Origin of the sequence: Rhizobium sp. Root274 (genome assembly GCF_001429245.1) — a bacterium.
Taxonomy (GTDB): Bacteria; Pseudomonadota; Alphaproteobacteria; order Rhizobiales; family Rhizobiaceae; genus Allorhizobium.
This window is the reverse complement of the sequence record NZ_LMJE01000007.1, coordinates 829,189-850,222: the sequence shown is the minus strand read 5'-3', so window position 1 is coordinate 850,222 and position 21,034 is coordinate 829,189. Positions and strand designations below refer to the sequence as shown.

General features: G+C 62.1%; 24 protein-coding genes. 12 read left to right on the top strand and 12 right to left on the bottom strand.

Annotated features, from left to right (window positions below; all coding sequences use genetic code 11):
* Positions 1-5: 5 nt before the first annotated feature.
* Complete coding sequence (locus ASE36_RS13075) at positions 6-1,856, bottom strand: M3 family oligoendopeptidase (protein ID WP_062280016.1); 1,851 nt, start codon at positions 1,854-1,856, stop codon at positions 6-8.
* Positions 1,857-2,157: 301 nt separating this feature from the next.
* Here ASE36_RS13075 and ASE36_RS13070 point away from each other — a divergent pair, with 301 nt between their 5' ends.
* On the top strand, positions 2,158-3,702 hold the full coding sequence (locus ASE36_RS13070) for a sigma-54-dependent transcriptional regulator (protein WP_062280014.1): 1,545 nt from the start codon (positions 2,158-2,160) through the stop codon (positions 3,700-3,702).
* 280 nt (positions 3,703-3,982) lie between these two features.
* Positions 3,983-5,737, top strand: a complete 1,755-nt coding sequence (locus tag ASE36_RS13065) for a DUF882 domain-containing protein (protein WP_244474738.1) — start codon at positions 3,983-3,985, stop codon at positions 5,735-5,737.
* Between the two features lie 78 nt (positions 5,738-5,815).
* Here ASE36_RS13065 and ASE36_RS13060 read toward each other — a convergent pair whose 3' ends face one another.
* The 3 genes from ASE36_RS13060 to ASE36_RS13050 form a co-directional block, all read right to left on the bottom strand.
* Positions 5,816-6,085: a DUF2312 domain-containing protein gene (locus ASE36_RS13060; RefSeq protein ID WP_062280008.1), complete on the bottom strand. Its 270-nt coding sequence runs from the start codon at positions 6,083-6,085 to the stop codon at positions 5,816-5,818.
* 104 nt (positions 6,086-6,189) lie between these two features.
* Positions 6,190-6,495: a DUF1244 domain-containing protein gene (locus tag ASE36_RS13055; RefSeq protein WP_062280005.1), complete on the bottom strand. Its 306-nt coding sequence runs from the start codon at positions 6,493-6,495 to the stop codon at positions 6,190-6,192.
* 12 nt (positions 6,496-6,507) lie between these two features.
* Positions 6,508-7,317, bottom strand: a complete 810-nt coding sequence (locus ASE36_RS13050; RefSeq protein ID WP_062281354.1) for an N-formylglutamate amidohydrolase — start codon at positions 7,315-7,317, stop codon at positions 6,508-6,510.
* Positions 7,318-7,593: 276 nt separating this feature from the next.
* On the opposite strand from ASE36_RS13050, the gene ASE36_RS13045 reads away from it, so the two are divergent.
* Together ASE36_RS13045 and pyk are read left to right on the top strand one after the other, a co-directional pair.
* On the top strand, positions 7,594-8,010 hold the full coding sequence (locus tag ASE36_RS13045; protein WP_244474737.1) for a DUF1036 domain-containing protein: 417 nt from the start codon (positions 7,594-7,596) through the stop codon (positions 8,008-8,010).
* Positions 8,010-9,449 (top strand): pyruvate kinase, encoded by a 1,440-nt coding sequence (gene pyk, locus ASE36_RS13040; protein ID WP_062280000.1) that lies wholly within the window; start codon positions 8,010-8,012, stop codon positions 9,447-9,449. The genes ASE36_RS13045 and pyk overlap by 1 nt, the downstream gene beginning before the upstream one ends.
* A gap of 64 nt (positions 9,450-9,513) precedes the next feature.
* Here pyk and ASE36_RS13035 read toward each other — a convergent pair whose 3' ends face one another.
* Positions 9,514-10,554: an alpha/beta fold hydrolase gene (locus ASE36_RS13035; RefSeq protein ID WP_062281350.1), complete on the bottom strand. Its 1,041-nt coding sequence runs from the start codon at positions 10,552-10,554 to the stop codon at positions 9,514-9,516.
* Between the two features lie 82 nt (positions 10,555-10,636).
* On the opposite strand from ASE36_RS13035, the gene ASE36_RS13030 reads away from it, so the two are divergent.
* Complete coding sequence (locus ASE36_RS13030) at positions 10,637-10,942, top strand: BrnT family toxin (protein WP_244474735.1); 306 nt, start codon at positions 10,637-10,639, stop codon at positions 10,940-10,942.
* Positions 10,943-10,957: 15 nt separating this feature from the next.
* On the top strand, positions 10,958-11,194 hold the full coding sequence (locus ASE36_RS13025) for a helix-turn-helix domain-containing protein (protein ID WP_244474734.1): 237 nt from the start codon (positions 10,958-10,960) through the stop codon (positions 11,192-11,194).
* 59 nt (positions 11,195-11,253) lie between these two features.
* Here the strand turns inward: ASE36_RS13025 and ASE36_RS13020 are convergent, their stop codons facing one another.
* The 5 genes from ASE36_RS13020 to ASE36_RS13000 all read right to left on the bottom strand — a co-directional run bounded on the left by ASE36_RS13020 (position 11,254) and on the right by ASE36_RS13000 (position 14,134).
* On the bottom strand, positions 11,254-11,931 hold the full coding sequence (locus ASE36_RS13020; protein WP_062279997.1) for a tetratricopeptide repeat protein: 678 nt from the start codon (positions 11,929-11,931) through the stop codon (positions 11,254-11,256).
* Between the two features lie 116 nt (positions 11,932-12,047).
* On the bottom strand, positions 12,048-12,173 hold the full coding sequence (ykgO, locus tag ASE36_RS13015; RefSeq protein ID WP_062279996.1) for a type B 50S ribosomal protein L36: 126 nt from the start codon (positions 12,171-12,173) through the stop codon (positions 12,048-12,050).
* Positions 12,174-12,350: 177 nt separating this feature from the next.
* Positions 12,351-13,415, bottom strand: coding sequence for a 5-(carboxyamino)imidazole ribonucleotide synthase (locus tag ASE36_RS13010; RefSeq protein WP_062279993.1), 1,065 nt, complete (start codon positions 13,413-13,415; stop codon positions 12,351-12,353).
* The gene (purE, locus tag ASE36_RS13005) at positions 13,412-13,912 is read right to left on the bottom strand and encodes a 5-(carboxyamino)imidazole ribonucleotide mutase (RefSeq protein ID WP_062279989.1); all 501 of its coding nucleotides are present in this window, start codon (positions 13,910-13,912) and stop codon (positions 13,412-13,414) included. Before purE ends, ASE36_RS13010 begins: the two co-directional genes overlap by 4 nt.
* Positions 13,913-13,930: 18 nt before the next feature.
* Positions 13,931-14,134 carry a YdcH family protein gene (locus ASE36_RS13000; protein ID WP_062281347.1) on the bottom strand — a complete coding sequence of 68 codons (204 nt, stop codon included), beginning with the start codon at positions 14,132-14,134 and terminating at the stop codon, positions 13,931-13,933.
* A 233-nt stretch (positions 14,135-14,367) separates the two neighbouring features.
* Between ASE36_RS13000 and ASE36_RS22230 the strand changes: the two genes are divergently transcribed.
* Complete coding sequence (locus ASE36_RS22230) at positions 14,368-14,544, top strand: YdcH family protein (protein ID WP_082511053.1); 177 nt, start codon at positions 14,368-14,370, stop codon at positions 14,542-14,544.
* A 153-nt stretch (positions 14,545-14,697) separates the two neighbouring features.
* Here ASE36_RS22230 and ASE36_RS12995 read toward each other — a convergent pair whose 3' ends face one another.
* Both ASE36_RS12995 and ASE36_RS12990 read right to left on the bottom strand, forming a co-directional pair.
* Positions 14,698-14,958 (bottom strand): ArsR/SmtB family transcription factor, encoded by a 261-nt coding sequence (locus ASE36_RS12995; RefSeq protein ID WP_062279986.1) that lies wholly within the window; start codon positions 14,956-14,958, stop codon positions 14,698-14,700.
* A 69-nt stretch (positions 14,959-15,027) separates the two neighbouring features.
* On the bottom strand, positions 15,028-15,804 hold the full coding sequence (locus tag ASE36_RS12990) for a sulfite exporter TauE/SafE family protein (protein WP_062279983.1): 777 nt from the start codon (positions 15,802-15,804) through the stop codon (positions 15,028-15,030).
* Positions 15,805-15,907: 103 nt separating this feature from the next.
* Between ASE36_RS12990 and ASE36_RS12985 the strand changes: the two genes are divergently transcribed.
* The 5 genes from ASE36_RS12985 to ASE36_RS12965 all read left to right on the top strand — a co-directional run bounded on the left by ASE36_RS12985 (position 15,908) and on the right by ASE36_RS12965 (position 20,964).
* Complete coding sequence (locus tag ASE36_RS12985) at positions 15,908-16,555, top strand: thiamine phosphate synthase (RefSeq protein WP_062279980.1); 648 nt, start codon at positions 15,908-15,910, stop codon at positions 16,553-16,555.
* Positions 16,556-16,602: 47 nt separating this feature from the next.
* The gene (locus tag ASE36_RS12980; RefSeq protein ID WP_244474733.1) at positions 16,603-17,751 is read left to right on the top strand and encodes a tetratricopeptide repeat protein; all 1,149 of its coding nucleotides are present in this window, start codon (positions 16,603-16,605) and stop codon (positions 17,749-17,751) included.
* A 220-nt stretch (positions 17,752-17,971) separates the two neighbouring features.
* Positions 17,972-18,772: an inositol monophosphatase family protein gene (locus ASE36_RS12975; RefSeq protein ID WP_062279975.1), complete on the top strand. Its 801-nt coding sequence runs from the start codon at positions 17,972-17,974 to the stop codon at positions 18,770-18,772.
* 119 nt (positions 18,773-18,891) lie between these two features.
* Positions 18,892-19,932, top strand: a complete 1,041-nt coding sequence (locus ASE36_RS12970) for a hypothetical protein (protein ID WP_062279972.1) — start codon at positions 18,892-18,894, stop codon at positions 19,930-19,932.
* Entirely contained in the window at positions 19,933-20,964 is a 1,032-nt protein-coding gene (locus ASE36_RS12965) for a peptidoglycan -binding protein (protein WP_062279969.1), read from the top strand.
* Positions 20,965-21,034 lie beyond the last annotated feature (70 nt).

Genomic DNA, 21,034 nt, shown 5'->3' with positions numbered 1-21,034 from the left:
GTTTCTCAAGCAGCCTTGTCGAGCGCTTCCAGCTCGTCGATCAGTCCCTCGATCATCGACAGACCCTTGGCCCAGAACGACGGATCGGTGGCATCGAGGCCGAAGGGGGCCAAAAGCTCGGAATGATGCTTCGTGCCGCCAGCCTTCAGAAGCTCGAAATACTTCTGCTGGAAGCCGTCTTCTGCGTTCTGGTAGACGGCATAGAGCGAGTTCACCAGGCAGTCGCCGAAGGCATAGGCGTAGACATAGAAGGGCGAGTGAATGAAGTGGGGGATATAGGCCCACCAGGTCTCATAGCCCTCCGAGATCTTGATCGCCGGCCCGAGGCTCTCTTCCTGAACGGACAGCCAGAGTTCGCCGATCTTCTCCGCCGTCAATTCACCTTCCTTGCGCGCCGCGTGGATGTTGCGCTCGAACTGGTAGAAGGCGATCTGGCGCACGACCGTATTTATCATGTCTTCGACCTTCTGGGCGAGCATTGCCTTTCGCTCGCGTTTGTCGGTCGTCTTGTCGAGCAAAGCGCGGAAGGTCAGCATCTCGCCAAAAACGGAGGCGGTTTCGGCAAGCGTCAGCGGCGTCTGGCACATCAGCGCACCCTGGCCGCCGGCCAGCACTTGATGCACGCCATGGCCGAGTTCATGGGCAAGCGTCATGACATCACGCGGCTTGCCGAGATAGTTGACCAGCACATAGGGATGTGCGGACGGCACGGTCGGATGGGCAAAGGCGCCCGGGGCCTTGCCGGGGCGGGCGGGGGCGTCGATCCAGCCACCGTCGAAGAAGCGATTGGCGATCTCCGCCATTTCAGGGGCAAAGCCGCCATAGGCCGAGAGCACCATGTCCTTGGCTTCATCCCAGGGGATCAGTCTGTCCGGCGTTTCGGCGAGTGGGGCGTTGCGGTCCCAGAAGTTCATCTGGTCCATTCCGAGCCACTTCGCCTTCATCTTGTAATATCGGTGCGACAGGCGCGGATAGGCTTCGCGCACGGCTTCTGCCAGCGCATCGACGACCTCGCGCTCGACGCGGTTGGCGAGGTGGCGGCTATCGGCGATATCCTCGAAGCCGCGCCAGCGATCGGAGATTTCCTTGTCCTTGGCGAGCGTGTTGGTCACCAAAGTGAAGATGCGGATATTGTCCTTGAAGGTCTTCGACAGGGCTTCGGCCGCTTGGCGGCGCTTTGCCGGGTCGGCATCCTGCAGCAGCGTTAGCGTCGGCTCGAGTGGCATCTCGTCTTCACCGACCTTGAAGCGCAGAGAGGCGAGCGTCTCGTCGAAGAGGCGGTTGAAGGCGGCGGCACCGGTCTGCGACTTTTCGAGGAAGAGCTGCTCGATGCGGTCATCGAGCTGGAAGGGCTTGTCCTTGCGCAAGTCGACGATCCAGGGGCGGAAGTGGCCGAGCGCCGGGTCGCGGTCCATCGCTGCGTCCACTGCATCATCGGGCAGCCGGTTGAGTTCGAGGGGGAAGAAGAGAAGGCGGGACGAGATATCCGTCAGCTTCGCCTGAATGTCGCCGAAGAACTTGCCGTTCGCAGGGTTGGTCATGTCGGAATAATAGGTGAGGCCGGCATAAGAGGCGACGCGGCCAAGCAGGTCCTCAAGGGCGTCGAGTTCCGTGAGTGCCGTGGCGAGACTGTCGCTGCCGACGGTTTCCAGGGCTGCTTCCAGCTTGCCCTTCCACTTCGTCTCGAACGTGAGCGCATCGCCGGCCGCCTTGTCGACGGCGGAGAGGAATTCGGGTGAAGTCTGGCCGGGATAGAGATGGTCGAGGGTCCAGACGGGCAGATCGCCGAGCTGGGCTGCTTGCTTCGCCTGGGCTTCGGCAGCGCTCGCAAAAACGGGGCCTCGGTCGATCGTCATGGTGATGTCCTTTCCTGTCTCTTGTCGGGGAGATGTAGTCAGTCCCGTCACGGTCGGCAAGCGCAAGGCCGTTGACGGTTCCATGTCTGGGTCGTTCGTATGACGCTGCTCCGTGCGTTTCGAAGGAGCGTTCCGTGCAGATGCGGCGTGCCGTGCAATTTCGGTGGGCTGTGCCAATACAGGTTAAGAATCGTTAAAATCCGAGGCTTTCTCCCAACAACATGTTCAGTCCTTTCTGGCAGGCTCCCGCTCGATAACCCAGGAGCGCGAAGGCGCCAGCACTGACCTCGGGGAGCGCAAGTTGACTTCACACATTCTACTCATCGATGAAGATGCCGCCGAGCGTCGCAGCATGAAGGCTGCGATTGAAGCGCACGGCCATGTCGTCCATGCGGCGGAAACCGCCCATGCAGCCATTGACGCCTTTCGCCGTCAGCGCGATCAGATCGGCGTCGTCATTGTCGACGCCTCCGCTCCAGAGGGGCTGCAGTCCGGGCTGCTGGCCGTTCTTGCCGAGATCAACCCGGCGGTGCCGGTGCTGGTTGCCACGGCCGAAGGGGCGACGGAGACGGCGCTCGATGCCGTCCGGGCCGGAGCCTTCGATTTTCTGGTCAAGCCCTTTGCGCCGGAGCGTCTCTCGGGTGCCGTCGAAGCAGCCCTCAAGATCCATCGCAGCAGCCTGCAGGGGCGCACGCCGCGTCGGGCGCGCAGTGGTGCCGTCAGCTTCACCGATATCGTCGCGGCCAGCGCCTCCATGTCCCGCGTTGTTGAACTGGGGCGGCGTGCAGCGCAGTCGACCATTCCAGTGATGCTCGAAGGAGAGGGTGGCGTCGGCAAGGAACTCGTCGCCCGCGCAATTCACGCTGCCAGCGATCGCTCATCCCGCGCTTTCGTCACGCTCAATTGTCATGCCTTTGCGCCGGCGCAGATTGATGGGGTCCTGTTCGGGGATGCGCGGTTTGCGGATACCGAAGGTGTTCACGCCGCGGGGAAGTTCGGCGAAGCCGAGGGCGGTACGCTTTTCATCGAGGAGATCAGTGAATTGCCTGCGTCCGCTCAGGCGCGGCTCCTCGATGTGGTGCAATCGGGCGAGTTGGTTCGCGGCGATCCGCCGCGTGCTGCCAAGGTCAATGTCCGTCTCGTGCTGGCAACAAACAAAGACTTGATCGAGGAGGTCAAGGCCGGCCGCTTCCGCGAGGATCTCTACTATCGGCTCAATGTGTTCCCGATCACCATTCCGGCACTGCGCCGGCGCAAGGAAGACATCCCCCATCTGGTGCGGGCCTTTGTCGAGCGCTTCTCGCTAGAGCAGCGCCTGCCGCGCAGTCTGCAGGTCGAAGCGTCTGCGATTGCGCTCCTGACCGCCTTTGACTGGCCCGGCAATACACGGCAGCTGGAGAATGCCATTTTCCGTGCCGTCGTTCTGGCCGAAGGGGGGAGCCTCGGCGAAAGCGATTTCCCGCAGATTTCGGCCCAGGTCAGTGGCCACCGTTCCGGCGCGGCTCATCGCGAGGCGGGTGAAGCGAGAGACGAATCAAGCCCGCTTGCGAAAGTGCAGGCGGCACTTGCCGAGCGCACGGCGAGCTTCGTCAGCCAGCCGTCGTCTTCCTCGTCCACAGGTTTCGGCAATGTCCAGACTGGCAATGTCATCGTCAGCACCGATGAGGCCGGGAATGTCAGGAAGCTTGCCGAGATCGAAGAGGAACTGATCCGCTTCGCGCTCAAGTTCTATCGGGGTCAGATGAGCCAGGTTGCCCGCAAACTCGGCATCGGCCGCTCCACCCTCTACCGCAAACTGAAGGACTATGGAATCGATCCCGACGATCCGCAAAAGGATGCCGCTTGATTTGTCTCAAATCGCTGATGTTAACCCCGGGGTAAGCTTAATCGCCTACCAAGAGCCTGACATGTGTTAGGCAGACGTTCACCATAACGGGACTGCTTGTGCGGATGTGGCAAATTTGCCATGGTGTGACCGCATTTGACGTTCACCTTGAGTTGGCGTGGGACGTATTCTGACGGGGATAGCATTGCAGACATCGCAAGACATCAGCGCGCGCCGATGGCAGGACGGGCGCAAGCCCTCATACGCATGCGCGAAGATTGCAGCGAGGCTGGTGTGCTCCGTGCTTGCATTCTTGCTGGTGGGAGCCGCAACGCTGTTCGGGTCGACCGGCCTGGCGCGGGCTGAGACACGGACGCTGAACATCGAATTCGTTCATACCGGAGAACGCGCCTCCATCACCTTCAAGCGCAATGGTCGCTATGACCCCAAGGGTCTGAAACAACTCAATTACATCCTGCGTGACTGGCGCCGCAACGAGCCGACGAAGATGGACCCGCGCCTCTTCGACCTCGTGTGGGAAGTCTATCGTCGCGCTGGTGCCAAGGGCTACATCAAGGCCGTCTCCGGTTACCGTTCGCCGCAGACCAATGCTATGCTGCGTTCGCGCTCCAAGGGTGTCGCGAAGGAAAGCCAGCATATGCGCGGCACCGCGATGGACTTTTATATCCCCGGCGTGCCGTTGAAGACGCTGCGCGAACTCGGCGTTAAGCTGCAGGCCGGCGGTGTTGGCTACTATCCCAATTCCGGCTCACCTTTCGTGCACATGGACGTCGCGGGCGTGCGCGCCTGGCCGCGCATGAACCGTCAGGATCTCGTGCGCCTCTTCCCCGATGGCAAGACCGTGCACATTCCCGCCGATGGCAAGCCGCTGCCGGGCTATCAGCAGGCGCTCGCCGAATACAAGCGTCGCCTCGAATCGGGTGGCGCGATCATGATGGCCGACGACAAGCGCCCGAGCCGTCCGCGCAATTTCCTCGCCATGCTGTTTGGTGGTGGTGACGAGGACGAAGAAGAAGACATTCCGGCACCCGCCGAGCGCCCAGCACTTGCCGCTCAGCCGGAAGCGGTTGAACCGCCGCCTCCGCCGGTCGTGACGGCAGCCGAACCTGTGATGGTCGCGAATGCCCTGCCAGGTGTGGACGCCGCCCCCGTGCCACAGGCCCGTCCGTCGCTGAGACCGGCTGATGCAAGCCTTGCCGTTGCGCTCTACCAGCCGCCGCGGAATGCTGCCGAGGATGCGTTGCAGCAGGTGGCGAATGGTGTGCCAGTGCCGGCCGAAGCGCCGTCGAGTGAATTCGCAGATCTCGCCAGCATGAAGATCCCGGTTCCGACCCTGCTTGGTCCGCGTCCGGAGCAGGGGGCCAGTGAGCCTGGCGTGATGACGGCGTCCATCGATCCGGGCAGTGATGCGATGATGCTGGCAAACGGCATGACCGTGCCGGTTCCGACCGCCCGTCCGGCCGTTGCCGAGGCGCTTCTTGCCAAGGCTCAGGAAGAAGACGAATCCGAAGTGGACGAAGTCGAACAGGCAATCCTCTCGCCTGAGGCTGCCGAAGCGCTGGAAAGCAGCAACCAGCCCGAGATGGCAGCGCCGATTCCGGCCGAAGCACCGACTGCGCAAGCCACTACAAGTGCGGCACCTGCTGCTGTAACGGCTGCGCCGGCCGAAAGACCGGTCGAAGTTGCCTCCCTGCCGCAGAAGCCTGCGGGCGAGCCGACGCCGCAGTTCGGCGACATGTTCGATGCGCCGGAAGCCTCTGTGCCCGGTGCCGATGCAGCGCTCCCGGTCAAGGGTCGCCGCCCGGGTCAGGAAGAGGCAGAGCGCGCTCATATGGCCATGTATGGCGGCACGAAGCTGACCAAGGGCATGATCGAGCAGTGGGCCCTCAACCAAGGCAAGTTCGAGACGGTGATCAAGCCGGGCAAGGCACCGCGCGTCGTATCGCGCTCGCTGCTCGCGCCGACCACGACCGTTCCCGTCGGCTTCCGCCTGGATGCGACGACCGTCGATCCGAGCCGCTTCGGCCAGCCCTGACAAGCCATTCGAAGATGATCTCAAGACGTGAAAAAACCCGCCGAGGCGGGTTTTTTGTTGTTTGCTTGTCGAAGAGGATCAGGCCTCTTCCGGCGGACTTTCGATCATGCCGAGCGCGTGCAGATAGGTGTCGAGGATCAGGTCCTCTTCCATCCGCTCCTGGTCGTCCTTCTTGCGCAGCGCGATGACCTTCTTCAGGATCTTCGTGTCGAAGCCCATGGACTTGGCTTCGCCATAGACGTCCTTGATGTCGTCGGCGATCGTCTTCTTTTCCTCTTCGAGGCGTTCGATACGCTCGACGAAAGCGCGGAGCTGGTCGCGGGCGACGCCGTGGGCGGCATCAGACATGGGCAATCTCCTTCATGTCGGGAATGGCAGTTTGGAATGGATTTCGTGGGCGTTCACGTGCCGCGAAGTTGGGCTGACGTCAAGTGCCAATGCTCCATCCGGGATCATTCCTGCGGGCGGTTTTTCTCGAAAGCCTGCTGCTGCTCGGTGCTCGCCTCGCGCTGGTTCTTCGCCTTCCAGTCTTCATAGGGCATGCCGTAGACGATCTCGCGGCTCTCGTCCTTCGTCAGGTCGAGGCCCTGTTCCTTGGCCGCATCGAGGTACCAATTAGACAGGCAGTTGCGGCAGAAGCCGGCGAGGTTCATCAGGTCGATGTTCTGCACGTCGGCACGGTTGCTGAGATGCGAAAGAAGCCGGCGGAAGGCTGCTGCCTCCAGTTCGGTTTGCTGTTCCTTGGTCGGGATGGTCATGCGCTCGATCCTTCAAGGCGTGAGGGGCGCAGGCGGATAGGAGCCGGTGCGCGAGGGGTGGATCCGATACTCGTGCAGCATCGGGTCGGCATTGAGGCGGGCAAAGATCGGCGTCAATCGCTCGGCCCAGGCTTCCACACCTTCGTCATCACCAATGAGGTCCTGGCGCACTTCGAGAAGCGCATGGGGAATGCCGGTTACCATGCAATGGCGGTAGAGGGTGTCGCCTTTCAGAGCGCCGTCATAGGGTTCGTTGTCGCCGACAAGGATGTCGCCTGCCGCTTCCAGCTGTTCGATCAGCGGGCGTACCGCGCGGCTGTCCGTGTCCCACAGGACCGCCGCATGCCAGGGCCGCGGCACGCCTTTCCAGGCGGGCGTATAGGAATGCAGCGAGAGAACCAGCGGTGCCTTGCCCGAAGCGGAGGCGACCTTGGCAATGACCTCCGACACCGCCCGGTGGTAGGGCCGGTGATACGTGTCGATCCGGTGCTGCCATTCCGTCTGTGTAATCGGATGATTGCCGGGGATGATTGCGCCGTCGGAGATGCGCATGATGATCGTCGGGTCGTCCTCGCCGCGATTCGGATCGATCAGAAGCCGGGAGAAGCGCGACATGACAGCCGGCACACCCAGGCGCCGGGCCAGGCTGCGGGTGAGCGCTTCGATGCCGATGTCAAAGGCGATGTGGCGGCCGAAAGCGCTGTCGGGCAGGCCGAGTCTCTCGTAAGTCTCCGGCACGATATTGGTCGCATGATCGGCCAGAAGCACCAAGCCGCTGTCATGTCGGCCATCTATGATCTCGAAAACGGGAAGGTCGTTCATCAGTTCGAAGCCATCGTCTGCTATGGAGGGCTTGATCGCATGGGGGAATAGGGAGCGCAAGCTTTCATGCCTGTCACGTTTGTGCCAAGATCGGACAACATGGTCCCGGGACTGGGTGAAGACTGGAAATATAATCGATTAGAGTTGCGTTGACATTCTCAGGGCAGCATCGCAAGAAGGCATCCCATGCGTATTTTTGGAGTTTCGGCGGCAATCGTGCAGGAGCGATACAGACAGTTTTGCACAGGCGTCGCCGCGCGTTTTCTGAGGCCTCTCATGATCGTGGGCGCCTTGTTCGTGCCCATGCTCGCTGCGAACGCGGCGCATGCCGAGTTCCGGGTCTGCAACGGCACGCAGAACCTCGTCGGCGTCGCTGTCGGTTACCGTGCGGAAGAGGGCTGGATCACCGAAGGCTGGTGGCAGGTTCCAGCCGGTACCTGCGCCACGCTGATCGAGGGCGAACTCCAATCGCGCTATTATTATCTCTATGCTGAGGACGCCGCTCGCGGCGGTCGCTGGGCTGGTGACATCAACATGTGTGTCGCCGAAAACGAGTTCAAGATCGTCGGCGTGAAGGACTGCTTCGCGCGCGGCTATCAGCAGATGGGATTCAAGGAATACGACACCGGACGGCAAGGCAGCTGGATGGTCCAGCTCTCCGACACGTCGGGCACCCAGGAAAGCCAGAACTGATGAAGCGAAACCGCAAAGTAAAGATCCTCGCAACGCTCGGTCCCGCCTCTTCCGATGAGGCGATGATCCGCAAGCTTCATGAAGCCGGCGCCGATCTTTTCCGCATCAATATGAGCCATTCGAGCCATGAGATGCTGCGGACACTCATCCAGCGCATCCGCAATGTCGAAGCGGCCTGCGGGCGACCGATCGGCATCCTTGCCGACCTTCAGGGCCCGAAGCTGCGCGTCGGCAAGTTTGCCGACACCACGGTCGAGCTGAAGCCCGGCCAGACCTTCACGCTCGACAGCAATGAAGCGCCGGGCGACGCCACCCGCGTTTACCTGCCGCATCCGGAAATCCTCGAATCGGTAAAGCCGGGCGACCGCCTGCTGATCGATGACGGCAAGCTGCACCTCAAGGCCATCACCTGCGACGGCAAGACGATCGTGACCGAAGTCGTGTCAGGCACGAAGATTTCCGACCGCAAGGGCGTGAGCCTGCCCGACACCATTCTTGCCACCGGCGTGTTGACCGACAAGGACCGCGCCGACCTCGACGCCGTGCTCGCCACGAATGACGTCGACTGGGTCGCGCTGTCCTTCATCCAGCGCCCGGAAGATCTGGCCGAAGTGCGCAAGATCGCCAAGGGCCGCGTCGGCCTGATGTCGAAGATCGAAAAGCCGCAGGCCATCGAGTGCATCGATGAGATCATCGCACTCTCCGACGCCCTCATGGTTGCCCGTGGTGACCTTGGCGTGGAAATGCCGCTTGAGCGCGTGCCTGGTATCCAGAAGCAGCTCATTCGCGCCTGCCGTCGCGAAGGCAAGCCGGTTGTCGTTGCGACCCAGATGCTGGAATCGATGATTACCGCGCCGGTGCCGACCCGCGCCGAAGTCTCCGACGTCGCCACCGCCGTCTTCGAAGGTGCCGATGCGATCATGCTGTCGGCGGAGTCGGCGTCTGGCCAGTATCCGGTCGAGGCTGTCGCCACCATGGCATCGATCGCCCATACGGTCGAGCTTGAGCCGCACTATCCGGGCATCATCTATGCGCAGCGCGCCCAGCCAGAAGCAACCGGCGCCGATGCCATCTCGCTCGCTGCCCGCCAGATCGCCGAGACGCTGCGCCTGCAGGCGATCGTCTGTTACACCTCGTCCGGCAATACCGGCCTTCGCGCGTCGCGCGAGCGTCCGGAAGTGCCGATCATCGCGCTGTCGCCGGTCATCCAGACGGCACGCCGTCTGTCGGTCGTCTGGGGCCTGCACTGCGTGGTTTCCTCGGAGCCGACCAATCTCGACGAAATGGTCAACGGTGCCTGCCGCATCGTCGTCGAGGAAGGTTTCGGCAAACCGGGCGACCGCGTCATCATCTCGGCCGGTGTGCCGCTCGGCACGCCAGGTTCGACCAATATGCTGCGCATCGCCTATATCGGCTCGGACGGCCAGTCGGGCATCTGAGGCCTGCAAGCAATTCTATTCTCGATCAAAGCCGCCGTCGGGCGGCTTTTTTCATGGGCCGCGGCTATTGCCCGGCCTGCAGCGAAGGGGCGGACCCTTCCGGCTCGATACGGTTCGCCGCAATCTGCGGCTCGGCGGCCCGCGCCATGGCCTGCAGGTCGCGCGGCTGGCCGGCGATCTTTTCCAGGGCAGCAATGACGATGTCGGTGACAATATAGTCCGGCTTATGCCCAAGGCCCTTGATCCAGACCAGTTCGGAGCCGCTGATATCGCGGGCGAGCCCCTTCGAATGGATCTCCTCCAGCACGATCTCGTCACTGTCTCCGGTGATGATCACTGTCGGCCGCTTGATCTCGCGGTAGCGCGGCGCAAAACGCGTGACATAGTCGAGCAGTCCGGCGACATCGGTGGCGTTGGCGCGAAAGGCGGAGGGGCGAAGGACAAGGGCAGGGCCTGTGTCTTGGACATAGGTGGCCGGGACAGGGTTTGGTGCAAAGACATGGACCGTTGCCGGCGTAATGCGCGACATGCCCGCCTGCAGCGCCAGGGTCTGGCTGAAAATCGGGCCGATGATTGGCGCCGAGGCGACGTGGTAGTACCAGTCGACCCCGCCCGGCCAGGGATGAGTTGCGGCGGCGAGGAAGATGAGCCCCTCGACCTTGTCGGGATGCAGAACGCCGAAGCTTGCCGCAATTGCGCCGCCGAAGGAATGGCCGACGATGATCGCGCGGCTAATCCCCTTCTTCTCCATAAGGGTGGCGATTGCGTTCGCCTGACCGTCGGGGGTGTTGTTCTGAGGGCCGCCACGCTCGGAATAGCCATGGCCGGGACGGTCGACGAAGAGCAGTTCCGCCCGACCGCGCAGAGGCTCCAGAAAGGCGCCAGCCTGGTCACGCAGATTGCCGGACGCGCCATGGATGAAGACGATCGGGGGAAGGTCTGCATCGGCGCCGGCGGGGATGTGAAGGGCGTTCAGGGCATAGCCGCCGACATCGGTCAGGGCCCCCGTATTCGGATAGCGGGCTTCGATCGCACGGGCGCGGATCTCGGTCGTGATGGCCAAGGCTAAAAGGACGAGGAGGATGACGACGAGGATGCCGAGCAGGATCAGGCCGAGGCGGGGAAGGATGAGCAAGGGCGGGTCTTTCAAGGCGTAGGGAAGTCTAGGTTCAAGAGATCGGGCTGGCGTGGTGTTCGTCAAGGTCCCTCAAAAATTCTTACCTTATCGAGGATTTGCGTTTAGTACGGAATTTCCGTATACTCGGTTTATGGGTGATAGGTTCGATCCTGCGAAAGATCTGATCAATCAAGAGAGACATCAACTGTCACTCTCCTTCGGCGATCGAATATTTGAGGATGAGGATCATCTGATTGTTCCCTCGATCCGGGAGCGGGATAGGGAGGAACGCTTCAAGGTGATCGGCCTCGTCGGAGACAAGCTGTTCACCGGCGTTTTGTCTGGCGCAATTATCAGCCGAGGTTCATGTCCGTGAGAAGGAGCAATCAAGGTGAAGAGCGAGCTTATCGTGCTGCCGGCTGATTCGTCGGACAGCGAGGACTTCGACGTCTCCGAGAGCGCTTTGGAAAGGGCCCAGAAGGCCCGCCTGATCCGCAAGACGCGGGTTCAACTCGGGCTGACGCAGGCAGAGTTTGCCACGCGCTTCCGTGTGCCGGTCGGCACGCTACGAGACTGGGAGCAGTCCCGTTCCACGCCCCCGATTTTGCGCTGGCTTACGTGCGGGTGATTGCAGAGCATCCGGATCTGGTCGCGCAAGTGCTCGCCTGATCTGAATACGACGTCAGGTCACGTCTTCTGGCCGGCCAGTTCTTCCGAGAGCTTTCCGACGATCTCTTGGGCTTCCCGGTCGGCGGGGTAGATGTCGAGATAGCGTTCCCAGGCCTGCATCGCCGCCTGCTTGCTGCCACGTTCGGTGAGGATGCCGGCAAGGCCTGCGAGCGCGCCGAAATGGCGGGGCTCCAGCTTCAGCACGCGCTCGATGTCGGACACCGACTTCTTGTAATTGCCCATGGTGAAATGCAGCGTGGCGCGCTGGTTCCAGGCGCCGACAAAATCGGGCTTGAGGGTGATGGCCTGGTCGATGAAGTCGAGGGCGGCGGCGTTGCGTTTCTCGGCTGCCGCCTTGGCGGACCACTGCATCAGGAGATCGACGGTCGGGCTGTTGGATTCGCTCCAGGCGGCCATGGCAGAGTTGGCGATGACACGGGCCGCCTGCGGGTCACGCTCGCGCTTCAGGCGGTGCAGCATCTCATCAATGCTTTGCGCCTCGGGCGCTGCGAGCGGGACGCGTTCGATCGCAGCCGATTCGGGTGGAGCGGGCGGGGGTGCCGGTGTCGGCTCCGTCTGTGCCTCGCCCGGAAGGGGCGGCATCGGTTGGACGGGCGTCTGCGCCACTGCGCTGCCAGTGATCAGCAGGGCGGAGAGGACAAGGCTGTGGGCGAGTCGCAAAGAAAAACGGCGCATGGAGGGTAAGGTAATCCCTCAGCGCCGTCTTTCATATTCAATTCTTAGATATCAACACGCCAAATAACGGCGAGGTTACCTGCCTGCCGACCGGATCCCTGAAGATCCGGAAAGCCTCAGCCCTGACGGGCCTTGAAGCGCGGGTTGGCCTTGTTGATGATGTAGACGCGACCCTTGCGGCGAACCAGACGGTTGTCGCGATGACGGGCCTTAAGCGCTTTCAGCGAGTTCTTGATCTTCATTTTTCTGGTCCACAACGATTGTCGGGGAATGTGTCATTCACCCACTGTCTGAAACAATCAAAAGCGCGCCGCCGGGCGCGCCCTTGAAGAGTTGGGGGCAATTAGCCCGAGGGAGGCCCGCCTGTCAACCGGTCCGGCGGCATTTGCCCAGCCGAAAAGGCTAAAAAACCCGGGTTCTCAGTCCCGGAACGGCAGGATTTCGGTCACATGTCCCATCTTTCGACCGGGACGCGCTTCCGTCTTGCCATAGAGATGGACGAGCACATTCGGCTTGGCGAGCCAGGCCGGAAGAGAATCGATGTCGTCGCCGATCAGATTCGTCATCACGCAATCGGAGTGGCGCACCGGGTCACCCAGCGGCAGGCCGGCGATCGCGCGAATATGCTGTTCGAACTGCGAAATGATGCAGGCGGCTTCCGTCCAGTGGCCGGAATTGTGCACCCGGGGGGCGATCTCGTTGGCGATCAGTTGGCCGTCTTCGAGGACGAAGAACTCCATGCCGACGACGCCGACGTAAGCCAAACCGTCGAGCAGCTTGGTCGCGGCTGCCCGGGCGGCTGTGGCCGTTTCCGGTGTGATCGCGGCAGGCTGGGTCGAGGTGTGCAGGATCCCGTTCCGATGGACGTTTTCGGTCGGGTCGTAGCAACGCACCTGGCCATCAAGGCCACGGGCCGCGATGATCGAAACTTCGCGGACGAAAGGCACGAAGCTTTCGAGAATGAGCGGCACCGAGCCGAGTGCCGCGTAGGCGCCGGCAGCCGGATCGCCCTTGCGGAAGACCTTCTGGCCCTTGCCGTCGTAACCAAGCCTGCATGTCTTCAACACGCCTTCGCCGCCGAAATCGGCAAGGGCGCGCTCGAGGTCGGCCTGGCTGTCGACGGCATGGAAGCGGGCGGTCTCGATGCCGGAGGCATTGAGGAAGCGCTTTTCCGTCAGGCGGTCCTGGGCGACTTCCAACGCTTTCGGCGGCGGGTAGACCGGGACGCTTTTCGCCAGATGTTCGGCGGCCGTGACGGGTACGTTTTCGAATTCATAGGTGACGACGTCGCAGAGGCCTGCCAGTTCGGCAAGCGCTGCCGGATCGTCGTAAGCGGCGGTGATCTGCCGGTTGGCGACCTGCGCTGCCGGGCTGTCGGCCTGCGGTTCGAGGATCACGGTGCGAAAGTTCAGCCGGGCGGCCGCCATGGCCAGCATGCGGCCTAGCTGGCCGCCGCCGATGATGCCGATCGTGCGCACCGTCATGGGGTTTCGTCCATCGGGTATTCGGCAACCGATGCTGCCTGGCGGGCGATCCAGTCGTCGAGCCGGTCGGCCAGTTCTTCGTCATGCAAAGCGAGAACGCGGGCAGCCATCAGCGCGGCGTTGACGGCACCGGCGCGGCCGATTGCGAGCGTGCCGACGGGAATGCCGGCCGGCATCTGGACAATCGAATAGAGGCTGTCGAGCCCGGACATGGATTTCGACTGGACCGGCACACCGAAGACGGGCAGGGGCGAGAGCGAGGCCACCATGCCGGGCAGATGGGCCGCGCCGCCGGCACCGGCAATGATCACCTGGAAGCCTTCGTCACGGGCGCCCTTGGCAAAGGCGTACATGCGGTCTGGGGTGCGATGTGCCGAAACGATGCGTGCTTCATAGGAGACGCCGAGCGCATCGAGCGTGTCGGCGGCGTTCTTCATGGTCTCCCAGTCGGACTGGCTTCCCATGATGATGGCGACGGGCGGGCAGTCAGCGGTCATGCTCACGTCCTTCAAGGTTCAGGCGATGATGTCGGGAATGATCTGGTCCTCAAGCGCGGTGATGCGGTCCTTGATGGCCAGCTTCTTCTTCTTCATCCGCTGGATTCTCAGGGCTTCACAGCCGGTCGAGATCATCGCATTGATTGCCGCGTCGTAGTCCTCGTGCTCCTGGCGAAGACGCGCCAGCGAGAGCCGGATGTCAGCCTGTTCCTGATCGGCCATCTTGTTCCCCATCTTAGCCCTGTGGCCAATCCTTAAAGGATGCCCGGTGGATTCGCGCAAGCTCCTATCATCAAATACCGGTAACGGGAAGTTATCCTTGTCCCTGATTTTCCGGGGTCGAATTCACGAAATCGCCTTCGACAAACCGCATTTCTCATGTCACATTACTTTCGTAAAGCCTGAAACTCCAGCGGATGAGGGCTGGAGGTAGGCGACAAGGAAGGACGTATCAAATGACCATACAGGCTCATCTTGACTCGCTGCAGAAGAAGCATGGGGCGCTCGAAGAGCAGCTTCATGACGCGCTGGCATCCCCCTCCGTCGACGACCGTCAGATCGCCGAACTGAAGCGACTGAAACTGCGCCTCAAGGATGAAATGGAACGCCTGAAGGCTTCCACACGCCACTAACCTTCCCATGCCGGCTGCGCCGGGATCCAATTGCCGCAACGGCCCCCGAGATCCCGATGTATTCATGAAGCAGCCCGATACATTCCCCCGCCCCGGAGTTCCCAAGGACTTCGGGGCTTTTCTTTGTCTGGATTATTCCGGAGAATTAAAGGGTCAGGACCAGAACTGGTCGAGCCAGATATTCATGCGGTCGAAGCCTGGCTTTCTTACGCTGTAGAAGCGGCGCGTGCCTTCGGCTGTGACCTCGACGAGGCCGGCATCGAGAAGCGCTTTCAGGTGCTGGGAGACGGCGGGGCGGCTGATCGGCAGGCGGCTTGCCAGATCGTTGACGGTCTTTGTTCCCCGGCGCAGATCCTCGAGGATGTGCCGCCGGTTCGGGTCTGCGATCGCCATGAAAGGGTCCGCGTTCGTCATGGTCGAAAGGTTATGTCAAAGGTCGGCGTCCGGCAAGCGTTGATGTGCGGTGCAGCAAGGATCTGCGGATCAAAGGCCGAGCAGGCCCGTGCTGCCATCATAGAAGAGCTTCGTACCGGCGATCAGAACCATGCCATACATCAGCGGATAGAAGATCGCTGGCTTCATGTAGTGGACCACCTTCGCGCCGATGAGCGTCGAGACGAGGGCCACGGGCAGGAGCATGGCGGACAGGGTAAGATTGGTGCTGTCGAGTTCGCCCAGTGCAAAATAGGGAATGACCTTGATCGCGTTGAGGATGGCGAAGAAGCGGGTCGACATGCCGGTATAGGTCTTCGGATCGAGCTTCAGCGGCAGGGTATAGACCTGGAAGGGCGGGCCGCCGGCATGGGCGACGAAGCTGGAATAGCCGGCAAGGGCACCCCAGAAAGAGCCTGCAATGGGACGTTCCGGTGCGGCCGGTTTGACCGCTCCGTCGCGGGCTGCATAACTTTCGGCGAAATAGCGGATGGCGAAGATCAGCGAAATGCTGCCGAGGACCAGCCGCATGGCATTGGGCGAGACCAGTGTCGACGTCGCCCAGCCGAGGATGATGCCGATGATGGCGCCCGGAAGCATGACATACAGCGTTGCCCGGTTGTTGTGCCGGCGCCAAGCCCAGAGCGCCACGGCATCCATCACCAAGAGGATCGGTAGAAAGATCGCGGCTGCCTGCATCGGCGGCACGGCGATCGCCAACAGGGGCACGCCGATCAGGGCAAAGGCGCCTCCAAGCCCTCCTTTAGACAGGCCGACCAGGGCGACAGCGGGGATGGCGACGGCGTAGAAGTTCAGGTCTGTCAGCATTGATCGGTTGATCCTTTCGGAAGAGCGGTCTATCGGATTTGACGAGATAAAACGAGGACGAATTCCGCTGTCGTGGAAATGTCCCGCAAACGGATATCACCGCATGACCGAAGACCGCTGCCGCCTCGTCCTCATCGTTCCCGACATTGCCGATCCGGCGGTGCGCGCCGAGACGGTGGCCAATGCATTGCGTGGCGGCGATGTCGCCTCCGTCATCATCCCGCTATACGGGCTGGATGACAGCGAGTTCCAGAAGCATGCCGAACTGCTTGTGCCCGTTATCCAGGAGGCGGGGGCTGCGGCGCTCATCGTCGACAACAGCCGGGTCGCAGGTCGGGTGAAAGCCGACGGACTGCATATCAGCGGCAATGCCGAGGCCTTGGCCGAAGCCGTCGAGAAACATGCACCGAAGCTCATAGTCGGCGGCGGCAATGCCATGGACCGGCACCATGCGCTGGAAATGGGCGAAGCTCAGCCGGACTACATCTTCTTCGGCAAGCTCGAGGGTGACATCAAGCCGGAGGCGCATTCGAAGAATGTCGCACTCGGCGAATGGTGGTCGGCGATGATCGAGATCCCGGCGATTGTCATGGGCGGTACCGATCCGTCGTCCGTAGTGGTCGTGGCCGAAGCCGGCGTTGAATTCGTGGCCCTCGGCAAGGCGGTCTTCGAAGACCCGGCCAATGCTGCGACGATCGTTGCACGGGTGAATGCCGAGCTTGACGAAAAAGCGCCACGGTTTGCGGATTGAACCGCGGGATGCGCCATTCATCTCCATCCCTTCGCCTGATTCTCGCCATGCTGACCGGAGCCTGCCTTGCGGGCATGCCTGTCATGGCCCAGGAAAGCGAAGACGGCGTGGAGATCGGCGATGCACCGGCAATCCTGCCGGCCAATCCTTCCGATGCCGGCGATATCGATCGCGGCAAACGCGACGACAGCGCGAATGGTGATGCGACGACGCTAGACCGTGGCGGCAGCAAGTCGACGCCGCCGCCCATCAAGGGCGGCAAGGTGACCTCCGGCGGCAAGACCGAAGAGCTACAGGGTATCAATATCTATATCCGAATGGGCGCGCCGCTCCCGGCATTGCCGGCGGAAAAGCCCTATAAGGGCGAGCCGGACGAGGCTTATGGCGCCTTCCAGCGCGGGCTATTCCTGACCGCCGTCGACAAGGCACTGCCGCGTGCACAGCTCGGAGATCCCGCCGCGCAGACGCTGTTGGCCGAGATCATGTCACGCGGCCTCGGCGTGAAGCGGGATCCGAAGGGGGCCGCCTTCTGGTATGCGCAGGCTGCCCAGGGTGGTGATACCTCGGCCATGTTCAAATATGCCCTTCTCCTGATGGAGGGGCGTGAGGTCGAACGCGACAAGGCCAAGGCCGACGATTACATGAAGAAAGCTGCCGATGGCGGCAATGGGTCGGCCCAGTTCAACTGGGCGCAGATCCTCGTTTCGGAAAATCCCGGCGTACGCGGTCTGCAATTGGCCATGCCCTATTATGAAAAGGCGGCCGAACAGGGTATTGCGGATGCGCAATATGCGCTCGCGCAAGTCTATTCGGCGCTGAAGGATGTGCCTGAGGACAAGAAGAAGCGCACGCGCGAATGGATGCTGCGCGCCGCCAGGGCCGGTTTTGACACGGCGCAGCTCGATATGGGCCTGTGGCTGGTCAACGGCGTCAATGGCCCGCGTGATTACGAAGGTGGCTTCCGCTGGCTGTCGATCGCTGCCAAGCGCGGCAATGTCGTGGCGCAAAACCGTCTGTCGCATGTCTATATCAATGCGCTCGGAACACCTCCCGATCCGGTCGAGGCGGCCAAATGGTATGTGCTGTCCCGTCGCGCAGGTCTCAAAGACCCGACGTTGGAGGATTTCTACCTCGGCCTGAATGAAGAGCAGCAGAAGCAGGCGATCGATCGCGCCAACCGGTTTCGCCGGGGCTGACACAGCGATTCTACGGCGTCCCGGTGTCTTGAGGCGTGCTGAAGCTCGGTCTCGCTCTTCGTTGCAAGCGGGGCTGGCGTGAGCCGGCGCAGGACGTTCAGCGGCTTTGCCCCTTGAATTCCGGCGTTATTTGTGGTCTTGAACCCGCCAATCGCCGCGCTGTCGCGTGCTGCATCCTCGCCGCTCTCCGGCGACCATCCAATCTTGAGGATTACCATCTATGGCCCGCTCCGCCCTTCTTAACGTCATGGTCCAGGCCGCGCTCAAGGCCGGCAAGTCGCTGGCGCGCGATTTCGGCGAAGTTCAGAACCTGCAGGTTTCGGTGAAGGGCCCCGGCGACTTCGTATCTCAGGCGGATTTTCGCGCCGAAAAGATCGTCCGTGAAGAGCTGTTGAAGGCTCGCCCGACCTATGGCTTCCTCGGCGAGGAAAGCGAAGAGATCAAGGGCACCGATGGCGCGCATCGCTGGATCGTCGATCCGCTCGACGGCACGACCAACTTCCTGCACGGCATTCCGCAGTTCGCGGTCTCGATCGCGCTTGAGCGCAACGGTGAAATCGTCGCCGGCGTCATCTTCAACCCGGCGACCGATGAGCTTTACACCTCCGAGAAGGGTGGCGGCGCCTTCCTCAACGATCGCCGCATCCGCGTCGGCGCCCGCAAGGTGCTGTCGGACTGCGTCATCGGCTGTGGTGTGCCGCATCTCGGCCGCGGCCAGCACGGCAAGTTCCTCGTCGAACTGCGCCATGTGATGAACGAAGTGTCGGGCGTGCGCCGCATGGGCGCTGCGGCTCTTGATCTCGCTTATGTCGCTGCCGGTCGTCTGGACGGCTTCTGGGAAGCGCAGCTGAACGCATGGGATATCGCGGCCGGCGTTCTCCTGATCAAGGAAGCCGGCGGTTTCGTGTCCGACATGAAGGGCGCCCAGGAGATGTTCGAGAATGGCACCGTGCTTGCCGGCAACGAATATATCCGCAAGGCGCTGGAAGAGGTCGTGAACCGTCCGGTTCCGCAGGCCTGACCGGGGCATATCTGCGTCGCTGAGCGTCAAGGTGGTAAAATTCCCCTGACGCTTCGGCTTCAATTCGTCTCAATTTTCCACTAGCCTCCGACCGTAAGATTCTGGAGGGCTGGCATATTATGGCGAAAGTGAAGTTGGAGGACCTGGAAGTTGGGGTGACCCGTCCGGGAGACTACGGTCAGAAACTCTCCAGCCCGATGCCCTTCTTCACAACGATGGTCATCTTCCTGATCATCGTGTGTTTCATCGCAGCGATCCTCTATCGACAGGCGCATGCCGCCTTCGTCACCAATCCCGGCCTAAACAGCCTGATCCTCGGCGTTCTCGGTGTCGGGATCATCCTGGTGTTCAACCATGTCTGGGCGCTTCGGCCGGAAGTCCGGTGGTTCAACAGCTTCCGCGCGGCAGGCGACAATGCGGAGCGGGTGGGGCGTGACCCGCGCCTTCTGGCACCGATGCGAGCTTTGATCGGCGGACGCCGGTCGATGGCGATCTCGACTGCCGCGCTGCGTTCCATCCTCGATTCGATCGGCACCCGCCTCGACGAATCGCGCGATACCACCCGCTACCTCATTGGCCTTCTGGTCTTTCTCGGCCTGCTCGGCACCTTCTGGGGCCTGCTCGGCACCATCGGTTCGATCAATGACGTCATCCAGTCGCTCGACCCGGCATCTGGCGACAGCAATGATGTGCTGCAGGCGCTGAAATCGGGTCTGACGGCGCCGCTTGCGGGCATGGGCACGGCGTTCTCGTCCTCGCTGCTGGGCTTGTCCGGCTCGCTGATCCTCGGCTTCCTCGATCTGCAGGCCGGGCGCGCGCAGAACCGGTTCTATACCGAGCTGGAAAACTGGCTGTCCTCCGTCACCGATCTCGATTCCGAGCGGCCAGTTGCAATTGATGCCGACAGCACGGTTGCTGCGGAAGACATCCGGGCTCTGGTCGCGGAAATCCAGAAGCTCGCTGCCCGCGAAGGCGGCGCAGGCGGCGACCGCTCGGTCGCGGCCATCGCAGGCCTCGCCGAAGGGATTCAGGGGCTGGTCAAGAACATGCGCAACGAACAGCAGATGCTGCGTGACTGGATCGAGGCGCAGCAGGAAGACGCGCGCGCCATGCGCAAGACGCTCGACCGGCTGAACGACAAGATCGGCGGGGCGAAGTAAATGGCGCTCGGGCGCAACCGGCGCAGGGAGCGCAGCATCGATTATTGGCCGGGTTTCGTCGACGCCCTGTCGACCTTGTTGCTGGCCATCATGTTCCTGCTCACTGTCTTCGTGCTGGCGCAGTTCATCCTCAGCCGCGAGATCTCCGGCAAGGACGAGGTGCTGAACCGGCTGAACAGCCAGATTGCCGAACTGACGAACCTGCTGGCGCTGGAAAAGAGCGGCAAGCAGGATCTGGAGGACATGCTCGCTTCGCTGCAAAGCTCGCTTGCCGGTTCGGAAAGCGAGCGCACGCGCCTGCAGCAATTGCTCGACAGCGGTGCCGGCTCCGCGGATGCGGCGAACGAAAAGGTCGGCCGCCTCAACGAGGAACTGGTCGCGGAGAAGCAGGTCAGCGCCCGCGCCATGAGCCAGATCGAATTGCTCAACCAGCAGATCGCGGCCTTGCGCGCGCAGATCGCAGCGGTGGAACAGGCGCTGCAGGCTTCCGAAGCGAAGGACCAGTCGTCCCAGGCAAAGATTGCCGATCTCGGTCGCCGCCTCAACGTGGCGCTTGCGCAGCGGGTGCAGGAGCTCAACCGCTATCGCTCCGACTTCTTCGGCCGACTTCGGGAAATCCTGTCCGATCGCGAAAACATCCGCATCGTCGGTGACCGTTTCGTCTTCCAGTCGGAAGTTCTCTTCCCTGTCGGCGGTGCCGACCTGGATGCCGCCGGTCAGGCCGAAATGGACAAGCTCGCGGCCGCCCTTCTCGAACTGGCGCAAGAGATCCCCTCCGAGATCAGCTGGGTGCTCAGAGTAGACGGCCACACCGATGCCTCGCCGCTGACCGGCACCGGTCGCTACCGGGACAACTGGGAGCTTTCCTCGGCGCGTGCGACTTCGGTGGTCAAATATTTGATCTCGAAGGGTGTCCCGGCCAACCGGCTGGTCGCTGCTGGCTTCGGCGAATACCAGCCGATTGCTGAGGGTGATACGCCCGACGTGCTCTCCCAGAACCGCCGCATCGAGCTCAAGCTCACCGAACGCTGATTCCTTCCGCAATCCGTTGGTTTGTGCCGCCTACAACTTGCACGTCGAATTACGTGCGCGTAAAGGTAAG

What these genes read in the sequence shown, in the direction of transcription:
- ASE36_RS12970 (WP_062279972.1), top strand. Translation starts at nt 18,892, where the DNA reads ATGGCGAAAGTGAAGTTGGAGGACCTGGAAGTTGGGGTGACCCGTCCG.
- ASE36_RS13010 (WP_062279993.1), bottom strand. Translation starts at nt 13,415, where the DNA reads ATGACGGTGCGCACGATCGGCATCATCGGCGGCGGCCAGCTAGGCCGC.
- purE (WP_062279989.1), bottom strand. Translation starts at nt 13,912, where the DNA reads ATGACCGCTGACTGCCCGCCCGTCGCCATCATCATGGGAAGCCAGTCC.
- ykgO (WP_062279996.1), bottom strand. Translation starts at nt 12,173, where the DNA reads ATGAAGATCAAGAACTCGCTGAAAGCGCTTAAGGCCCGTCATCGCGAC.
- ASE36_RS13050 (WP_062281354.1), bottom strand. Translation starts at nt 7,317, where the DNA reads ATGAACGACCTTCCCGTTTTCGAGATCATAGATGGCCGACATGACAGC.
- ASE36_RS13060 (WP_062280008.1), bottom strand. Translation starts at nt 6,085, where the DNA reads ATGTCTGATGCCGCCCACGGCGTCGCCCGCGACCAGCTCCGCGCTTTC.
- ASE36_RS13020 (WP_062279997.1), bottom strand. Translation starts at nt 11,931, where the DNA reads ATGCGCCGTTTTTCTTTGCGACTCGCCCACAGCCTTGTCCTCTCCGCC.
- ASE36_RS13045 (WP_244474737.1), top strand. Translation starts at nt 7,594, where the DNA reads ATGATCGTGGGCGCCTTGTTCGTGCCCATGCTCGCTGCGAACGCGGCG.
- ASE36_RS12975 (WP_062279975.1), top strand. Translation starts at nt 17,972, where the DNA reads ATGGCCCGCTCCGCCCTTCTTAACGTCATGGTCCAGGCCGCGCTCAAG.
- ASE36_RS13075 (WP_062280016.1), bottom strand. Translation starts at nt 1,856, where the DNA reads ATGACGATCGACCGAGGCCCCGTTTTTGCGAGCGCTGCCGAAGCCCAG.
- ASE36_RS12995 (WP_062279986.1), bottom strand. Translation starts at nt 14,958, where the DNA reads ATGACGAACGCGGACCCTTTCATGGCGATCGCAGACCCGAACCGGCGG.
- ASE36_RS12965 (WP_062279969.1), top strand. Translation starts at nt 19,933, where the DNA reads ATGGCGCTCGGGCGCAACCGGCGCAGGGAGCGCAGCATCGATTATTGG.
- ASE36_RS22230 (WP_082511053.1), top strand. Translation starts at nt 14,368, where the DNA reads ATGACCATACAGGCTCATCTTGACTCGCTGCAGAAGAAGCATGGGGCG.
- ASE36_RS13055 (WP_062280005.1), bottom strand. Translation starts at nt 6,495, where the DNA reads ATGACCATCCCGACCAAGGAACAGCAAACCGAACTGGAGGCAGCAGCC.
- pyk (WP_062280000.1), top strand. Translation starts at nt 8,010, where the DNA reads ATGAAGCGAAACCGCAAAGTAAAGATCCTCGCAACGCTCGGTCCCGCC.
- ASE36_RS12985 (WP_062279980.1), top strand. Translation starts at nt 15,908, where the DNA reads ATGACCGAAGACCGCTGCCGCCTCGTCCTCATCGTTCCCGACATTGCC.
- ASE36_RS12990 (WP_062279983.1), bottom strand. Translation starts at nt 15,804, where the DNA reads ATGCTGACAGACCTGAACTTCTACGCCGTCGCCATCCCCGCTGTCGCC.
- ASE36_RS13000 (WP_062281347.1), bottom strand. Translation starts at nt 14,134, where the DNA reads ATGGCCGATCAGGAACAGGCTGACATCCGGCTCTCGCTGGCGCGTCTT.
- ASE36_RS12980 (WP_244474733.1), top strand. Translation starts at nt 16,603, where the DNA reads ATGCTGACCGGAGCCTGCCTTGCGGGCATGCCTGTCATGGCCCAGGAA.